At 63.3% G+C, this 6,400-nt stretch carries 7 protein-coding genes; all 7 read right to left on the bottom strand.

What is annotated here, in order from left to right; genetic code table 11:
* Window positions 1–73: 73 nt before the first annotated feature.
* The 7 genes from WFP78_RS08810 to WFP78_RS08780 all read right to left on the bottom strand — a co-directional run bounded on the left by WFP78_RS08810 (window position 74) and on the right by WFP78_RS08780 (window position 6,399).
* Window positions 74–1,729 (bottom strand): ATP-binding protein, encoded by a 1,656-nt coding sequence (locus WFP78_RS08810; RefSeq protein ID WP_336960716.1) that lies wholly within the window; start codon window positions 1,727–1,729, stop codon window positions 74–76.
* A gap of 84 nt (window positions 1,730–1,813) precedes the next feature.
* Window positions 1,814–2,167: a DUF3768 domain-containing protein gene (locus WFP78_RS08805; protein WP_336960714.1), complete on the bottom strand. Its 354-nt coding sequence runs from the start codon at window positions 2,165–2,167 to the stop codon at window positions 1,814–1,816.
* The gene (locus tag WFP78_RS08800; protein ID WP_336960712.1) at window positions 2,164–3,141 is read right to left on the bottom strand and encodes an adenine nucleotide alpha hydrolase family protein; all 978 of its coding nucleotides are present in this window, start codon (window positions 3,139–3,141) and stop codon (window positions 2,164–2,166) included. Before WFP78_RS08800 ends, WFP78_RS08805 begins: the two co-directional genes overlap by 4 nt.
* A 412-nt stretch (window positions 3,142–3,553) precedes the next feature.
* A complete protein-coding gene (gene arsH, locus WFP78_RS08795; RefSeq protein WP_021223100.1) occupies window positions 3,554–4,336 on the bottom strand; it encodes an arsenical resistance protein ArsH in 783 nt (260 codons plus the stop codon).
* Window positions 4,333–5,406, bottom strand: coding sequence for an ACR3 family arsenite efflux transporter (gene arsB, locus WFP78_RS08790; protein ID WP_336960708.1), 1,074 nt, complete (start codon window positions 5,404–5,406; stop codon window positions 4,333–4,335). The genes arsH and arsB overlap by 4 nt, the downstream gene beginning before the upstream one ends.
* A 13-nt stretch (window positions 5,407–5,419) precedes the next feature.
* Window positions 5,420–5,866: an arsenate reductase (glutaredoxin) gene (gene arsC, locus WFP78_RS08785; protein WP_336960706.1), complete on the bottom strand. Its 447-nt coding sequence runs from the start codon at window positions 5,864–5,866 to the stop codon at window positions 5,420–5,422.
* Window positions 5,863–6,399 (bottom strand): arsenate reductase ArsC, encoded by a 537-nt coding sequence (locus tag WFP78_RS08780; protein ID WP_336960704.1) that lies wholly within the window; start codon window positions 6,397–6,399, stop codon window positions 5,863–5,865. The genes arsC and WFP78_RS08780 overlap by 4 nt, the downstream gene beginning before the upstream one ends.
* Between the last annotated feature and the right edge of the window lies 1 nt (window position 6,400).

Raw genomic sequence — 6,400 nt, 5'->3', positions numbered from 1 at the left:
ATCGATCCGAACAGCCCCCGCCTGGTCCCGGCCTGATCAACCCCACCCCCGACGCCAATCGTCGGGCAGCAGATCAGCTGCTCGCCGAAACCCGCTCGATCCGCAGATCCATGGCCTCGCGTCCGATAACGGCGACGAACCGGGAGCCTTCCGGAACGAACCATTGGGTCCGGTAGGCGAGGACGGCGCGCAGGCGCTCGAGCAGGGCCGCTTCATCGCCCAGAAGGAGACGGGTCGCCATTTCCTGCGCATCGAGCAGGAAACGATCGTGCTGCGTATCCCAGCTATCAGCCTCGCGATCGTCGCTGGCGCAAAAGCAGGCGCCGTCGAGCAGATCGACCAGTTCGGCAGGCGTGACGGCCGTGGGTGCCGCCAGGAGAATATTAGCCTCCTCGAAGCTCCAGAAGAGGCCATCGTCATATTCGATGGCGACAGGCGCCGGTATATGAAGCGTTTCAGGGGCGGGGCCGGAAATCGTCAGCACGAGATCCAGTCGCTCGACCGTGCCGCTGTCGATACCGGGAAGGTCCGACCCACCGAGCACAAGCGTCTCGCCCCCCTTGTCGATCTCGAAGCGGAGATCAGTGATCCGGGGAAGCCGGTCATACCAGCCATAGCCCACCATCACCTCGTCGGATTCGGCGAGCCGTCCCTCATAGCGGCCGTCCTTCGAGAGCGCGAATGCAGCGCACTGCTCGAGCGGTGGCCCAAAATCATCGATCAGGACGAGATCGTCCGTCGAGGTCAGGTGCTGGCGACCGGACCCGCTATTGTAGTCGGCGACCGCCGGCGTCCATGAGAATAGCTCACCCCGTGCCTCGGGAAGCTGAACATCGAGATCGGCCGCCTCTCGCCAGTCCGCGAAGGCCAGACGATGACTGCCGAGCGCCTGGATATGCCGGTAGATGGCGAGGCGGATCGCCGCGCGCAGGCTCTGCAGCGCGCCATTCTCGACCATCTCCTTGCGGGCCGGGAGTACGAGCTGCAATTCCGGAGCATCGACGATGTCGATCTTGGCCGCCCAGTGGCGATCCTTTTCCGCGACCGTCGGAAGGAGCGACGCGACAGTCACGCCATGGAAGTTGATGCTCGGGCTGAAATGCCGGTGAAGATAGTTGCGATAGATGCCGATGCGGACGCCGTCCTGCTCGACGACCGTCTCTGCGCCCTTCAGCCAGTCCTCGCGGAGCAGATCCTGGCCGTCGAGCCGAACCGGAAGCGGGCAATAACGCGCGGCGCTTTGTGCAATAGTCTCGAGTGACTTGAGCCATTGCGCGTCAATCGGCACCCGGATCTCGGTTCCGAACGGGTGGGTGCAGGGCGCAACGGCGATGGGCGCGCCGGACTCCCAATCGCCTGAAGCGATGCGGATCGACCAGCCCTCGCCAGTCGAGCGCGGGCAGGAGCGAATCTCGACATCGCGACCGGCAAGGCTGAACACGCCCATGCCGGCAGGATCCTCCCGCCGCGCGATCTCGTCACCCCAACCCGACCGACCGAGGGCGAGAATGACCGATGGATCCTCGATCCCGGCGCCATCGTCGGCAATGGCGAGAAACGCAGTCCCATCGGCGTCGAAGACCTTGAGGTCGACCGCGCTCGCACCCGCCCGGCGTGCGTTCTGGATAAGCTCGGAGAGAATATCGCCGAGCGTGTTATTGAAGAGGCGGGTGACTCTGGTGACGGCGGCAGGATCGACCTGGCTGTTGATCGTGGCGGGAAGGGACATCTGGGGCTCCTCGACAAGTGGAAATTCTCCGCCTGCAGTCCCCCTCCCCTTTTCCCGGACCGCCGAAGGGCGCGATCGAAGCCCTCAATAATCCTCGGCGAGCATGATCGTGAGCACGCGCCGCGTGAGCGATGCGTCCGCTGGATCTTCCGATCCGAATTCGAGGGCGGGATCATAATAGTCGATCTTGAAGAAGATGCGTTCGCCCCGAAGATCGAAGGCGCCGAAGTCTCGTTCCGGGCCGTCGCCGGGGCCAAAGTCATACCGGCGGACGGCGGCGAGGAGTTCAGCCTGGGCAATGATTTCACGAACCGCGTCTTCTTCGCCTGCGAGACGAGCGAGGCAGGCGCGGGTCACGACAAGGCGAGCGGTCGGATCGAAACCCTGGCGGCAACGGTCGTTCAAACGGGCGATCTGTTCTGTAACGGAGGTGGTCATGCTGCCTCCTTCAGGCCGGCGTTGAACTGCTCGAGCCACTCCGCCATGGCCGGACGGTCGGGGAGCGGGACATGGGCCGCCACATCCTGGAACCGGATGAGGTCGGCAGGCGCGTCGTGGATGATCGCGTCGATGTCGGCGGCCGGCAGCAACTCTTCGGCGCGGATGAAATCGGTCATGCGCCCGGGCCGCGTGCGCGTCGAGCGGCGCCACAGGCCCTCGACGGTCCTGAGACGCGGGGCCGCTCTCGCCTCGACCAGCACAATGAGGCGCAGGCACCAGGACGGAAGGGCGCGAACTTCGTCCGGCTTCATCGCCCCGCAGATGAAGCAGCTCGATTTTGGCGGGACGGGAAGCTGAGCGGCTTCGATCCGGGCGATGCAGGCCGCGCGATCCCAGCCCCAATCGCGCAGAGGGTAGCGGCATTCGAAAAGATCGCTCGTGATGGTCGAGGCATGGGTATAGCGCCGCGTGTCAGCCGGCGATGCGTCGTAACCGATAAGGCGAACGACCTTCTGCCCGCGCGCCCAGGCCTCCTTGGCCGGTTCCCACTGCTTGAGAAAGGCGTCCTGCGGGGCGACCTTCCATTTGAGCGAGCACGAATGGCGCCCCAGCGAAATGCTCGGCAAGGTGGCGTTCGTCAGAACGTTGGACAGCAGATCGAAATAGGGCGGCCAATGCTTGAAGCGGCGCGGTGTGTAGCGCACCGTCACATAGGGAATTCCTCGCGCCGCCATCCAGGCGGCGATCATCTTCTGATAGGCATAAGTTTCCGGTTTCTCGACGCCGGGATCCCCCGTGATCACGAGGTCAGGCGGCGTGCCCCGGCTTTCAAGTTCGAGAAGAAGCGCGGTGCTGTCGACACCGATGCCATAGGCCAGGACGACGGGTTGCGGCGCATCGACGCGAATATAATCGAGCGGGCGCGCGGGGCTGGGGCCGGCCTCGGCCGGGATTGAGGTGAGATCGCGCATGGGGATATCCAAATGGGCTTGAGCAGAGCTTTGGCTCGATCACTCCTTCCCACTCCCCTCTCACCTGGACGGCTCCGGCATCGATCCACGTCCATGAGATACTGTTGCGCGCCATCAGTCGTGGCAGCCTGATTTCGCTATTGGCACCGCCGGCGAACAACAGACGTCATCGGCGGGGTTTTGCGGAAAAGTGCGCTCAGCCTCGAACCATTCCCGTAATCCGTCGCATCGCCGCTGATGTAGAAAGCCGCCCACGCCCCATCCTGGGCACCGGCGATCCAGCTCCTTTCGGACTCGGCATAGCAGCAAGCCGTCACGCCCTCGTCCAGACCCGGTCAGTCGAAGGCACTCAAACGGCCATAAATGTCTGCCAGTTCGTTCTGGATACCGAGACGCGCGGGGCCATTGGGCATCATGCCTTCTGTCGTGGCGGAACCAGAGTCCCATCGATCGAGGCGAGGATTTCCGCCGGAGCAATGACCGGTCGATCCGTTTCGACCCGCTCCGAATAGCGATCGACCAGTTGATCGACATGCGGGCGGAGCAGGACAGTGAAACGCACCAGTTCCTCCATCACGTCGACGATCCGGTCGTAATAGCTCGACGGCTTCATCCGCCCGGCCTCGTCGAACTCGGTGAAGGCTTTGGCGACGCTCGACTGGTTGGGGATGGTGAACATCCGCATCCAGCGGCCGAGGACGCGCAAGCTGTTCACGCTGTTGAACGATTGTGAACCTGCGGAGACCTGCATGACGGCAAGGGCGCGACCCTGCGTCGGGCGCATGCCCTTCAAAGCCAGCGGCAGGTGATCGATCTGCGATTTCATGATCCCGGTGATCTGGCCGTGCCGTTCCGGGCTGCACCAGACCTGGCCCTCGGACCAGAGCGCATGCGCCCGCAGTTCGTGAACCGCCGGATGATCGTCATCCTGGACCTGATCGGGCATCGGCAAATCAGAGGGATCGAAGATCCGCGTTTCGCAGCCGAAGAACTGGAGCAGACGCGCCGCCTCTTCCACCACAAGCCGCGAATAGGACCGTTCGCGCAAGGATCCGTAGAGCAGCAGGATGCGCGGCGGCGGATTGAGATCCCCCAGGCCCAGGGCTGGACGCCGATGAACATAGTCGGGCTTGAGCGCTGGAAGACGGTCGGGATCGGCAAGCGTCCGCAATCGGCTGTGGTTCGTCTCGTTCATGCCCGGACCTCCGCCGGCACGCTGTCGGGGAACCAGCGCCGCCCGAACCAGAAGGCGGCGTTGACCAGCAGGATCAGCACCGGAACCTCGACCAGCGGCCCGATCACCGCAGCGAAGGCGACCGGCGAGGCCAGTCCAAAGGCGGCGATGGCGACCGCAATCGCCAGCTCGAAATTGTTGCCCGCGGCCGTGAACGCCACCGCCGTCGTGCGCGGATAGTCGCTCTCGATCAGCTTGCCCATGAAGAAGCTGATGCTGAATTGAACCACGAAGTAGATGGTGAGCGGGATGGCGATCCGCAGTATGTCACCCGGCAGTGTCACGATCTCATTGCCCTTGAGGCTGAACATGGCGACGATAGTGAACAGCAGCGCGACGAGCGTGATCGGGCCGATCCTGGGCAGAAAGCAGGTTTCATACCATTCATTGCCTCTGGCTTGAACGAGCCATTTGCGGGTGAGAAATCCAGCCAGAAAGGGAATGCCGAGATAGATCAGCACCGCCTCGGCGATGGTCCAGAAGCTGACATGGATAACGCTGCCCTCCAGCCCGAGCAGCGGCGGCAAAAAGGCGAGGAAGAACCAGGCGTAAACGCTGAAGAACAGGATCTGAAAGATTGAATTGAACGCGACCAGCGCAGCCACATACTGGTTGTCGCCCTTGGCGAGATGGTTCCAGACGATGACCATGGCAATGCAACGGGCGAGGCCGATGAGGATCAGGCCTGTCATATATTCCGGCTTGTCGCTGAGGAAGATGACGGCGAGCGCAAACATCAGCACCGGGCCGATGATCCAGTTCTGGATCAGCGAGATCGCCAGCACCCGCTTGTCTTCGAACACGCGCGGCAGTTCCTCATAGCGCACCCGCGCGAGCGGCGGATACATCATCAGGATCAGGCCGATGGCGATGGGCAGGTTGGTGGTCCCCCAGGACAGGCTGTCGATCGCCCTTGGCAATCCTTCGAAGGTCGATCCCAGACCCACGCCGAGCGCCATGGCGAGGAAAATCCACAGGGTGAGATACCGATCGAGAAACGACAGGCGTTCACGCCTGGGCTGTGCGGTCATCTTGATCCCTCGTTCAACCGGTGACACGCCTGCCGGCGGCATCGATCACCTGTTCGCCGTCTTCCTTGGCGAAGGCGCTGCGCTGGTCAGCCGGTAGGAGGTCGAGGACCTCCTCGGACGGACGGCAAAGCTTCACGCCCAGCGGCGAGACGACCAGCGGCCGATTGATGAGGATCGGATGTTCCATCATCGCATCGATCAACTGCGCATCAGTGAGATCCGGATTGTCGAGTCCCAGTTCGGCAAAGGGCGTGCCCTTCTCGCGCAGCAGGGCGCGCGGGGTGACGCTGGCGCGGACGATGAGGCTTGCCAGCAAGGCACGCGAAGGCAGAGTCTTGAGGTACTCGATGACATGCGGTTCGATGCCGGCATTGCGGATCATGGCCAGCGCATTGCGCGAGGTTCCGCATTCAGGATTGTGGTAGATGACGATGTCGACAGGCGTCTCCGGGTGGGTCATTCGCATGCTCCTGCCCTGACGCTGGCGCCCTCGCTCTGGCCGATTTCCCTGAGTTTGCGCCGCATCGCCATCTCGTCGAGGCTGGCGAGCGGGAGCGCGAGGAACAGCGAAATGCGGTTCTGCAAGTAGCGCAGGGCCTGCATGAAAGCCTCACGCTGATCATCGCCTTCGACGGCGGCCGGATCCTCGATGCCCCAGTGCGCCGTCATCGGATGGCCGATCCACACGGGACATGTTTCGCCTGCGGCGTTATCGCAGACGGTGAAGATGAAATCGAATTGCGGCGCGTCCGGCACGGCGAACTCGTCCCAGCTTTTCAAACGCATGCCCGCTGTGTCGAACCCAAGCCCGTTCAAAACCGAGAGCGCCATCGGATGGACTTCGCCCCTGGGCTGGCTGCCGGCGCTCCAGGCGCGGAAACGCCCTTCCCCCAGCTTGTTCATGATGGCTTCGCCCAGGATCGAGCGGGCGCTGTTACCGGTGCACAGGAAGAGCACGTTGTAGGTCTTGCCGGGGCCGATCGTGTCGGACATG

The organism is Sphingobium aquiterrae (assembly GCF_037154135.1).
GTDB lineage: Bacteria > Pseudomonadota > Alphaproteobacteria > Sphingomonadales > Sphingomonadaceae > Sphingobium > Sphingobium aquiterrae.
The sequence above is the reverse complement of the archived record's forward strand: the minus strand, read 5'-3'. Positions and strand labels throughout refer to the sequence as shown.